A 1,141-nucleotide genomic window follows, 5' to 3' on the forward strand; every position below is an offset into this window, starting at 1 on the left:
AGATGGACTTGCTCATCTCCACTACCCAAACCTGGTTGCAGCAGCGCCCTGATGGCTTTGTCGGTGGCAATATGTTTCTCTACTACAGCTTGGAGCAGACCAGCGGCCCCAATTTCAAAGGGCCGGATTATTTTGTGGTGTTGGGCGTGCCTAAAGGCGAGCGCAAAAGCTGGGTGATTTGGGAGCAGGGCAAAGGGCCGGACGTGGTGATTGAGCTTCTTTCTCCCAGCACTGCCCAGGAGGATAAAACAAGCAAAAAGCAACTTTATGAGCAGATTATCCGGGTGCCGGAGTACTTTTGGTTTGACCCGTTTGAGCCAGAGGACTGGGCAGGGTTTCGGCTGAGGGGCGACCGCTATGAGCCAATTCAAGAGGATGCCGAGGGTTGCTTGCCGAGCGAGGTTTTGGGATTGTACCTAGTGAAGTGGGAGGGCAGGTTTCGGGACATCGAGGCCACCTGGATTCGCTGGGCCACTGCTGCTGGGGAACTGGTACCCACCGAGGCCGAACTGGAGCGGCAAAGGGCTGAGCAGGCCGAACAACGGGCAGGGCGCCTGGCCCGGAAGCTACGAGAGCTAGGGGTGGATCTAGACGCAGTGTAAGCGACTGAGCTCAGGTCTCCTGTAGACCAGGCAAAGCTTAGCCCAAGAAAAAGGGTGGATCCCTAAAAAGCCTGCAACAACACAGGCAGCTTTTGGACAGCAGGCCGTAATCCCCTAGGAAAGCGCTCCCGTTTTAGGGGATAGCGATAGTTCAGTTGGGGAATGAGCCTCTCCCATTGCCAGGGGTTCAAGCCCGCCACCACGGAACAAGAGGGTTCCCCAGATAGATCCCACCTTTCTTCCAAGAGCTTTAGAGTTACGTTGCCCAATGCATTTGTCAATATCTGGCTGGCTCGCTGGGGATCCGGATCCCCTAGGAAGATCAAGGCATAACCCTCTGGACGAGAGCTGCGTAAAATTGACTCCAGCAAGCTCTCCAATTCTTGGATAAGCTGCTCTGTCTCCATCTCCCAATAGGGGAAAAGGCCCACGTTGATCTTACTCAAGCGGATCCTTTCTGATTTAGAGATTTCTGTTAGGCCATCTCTAACCACTAGCCAGTTCTCAGAAGGACTCAGCCAAACTCCTGTGTAATCGAC

2 protein-coding genes are annotated in these 1,141 nt (G+C 54.3%); one reads left to right on the plus strand and one right to left on the minus strand.

Going from position 1 to position 1,141, the window contains the following annotated elements; genetic code table 11:
* The coding region (locus tag NW819_RS05830; RefSeq protein ID WP_414413184.1) for a Uma2 family endonuclease at positions 1 to 602 on the plus strand (602 nt) is incomplete at its 5' end.
* Positions 603 to 664: 62 nt separating this feature from the next.
* Here NW819_RS05830 and NW819_RS05835 read toward each other — a convergent pair.
* Positions 665 to 1,048, minus strand: coding sequence for a hypothetical protein (locus NW819_RS05835; protein ID WP_414413185.1), 384 nt, complete (start codon positions 1,046 to 1,048; stop codon positions 665 to 667).
* Positions 1,049 to 1,141 lie beyond the last annotated feature (93 nt).

This window comes from Synechococcus sp. R8-2 (assembly GCF_047461715.1).
Lineage (GTDB): Bacteria > Cyanobacteriota > Cyanobacteriia > Thermostichales > Thermostichaceae > Thermostichus.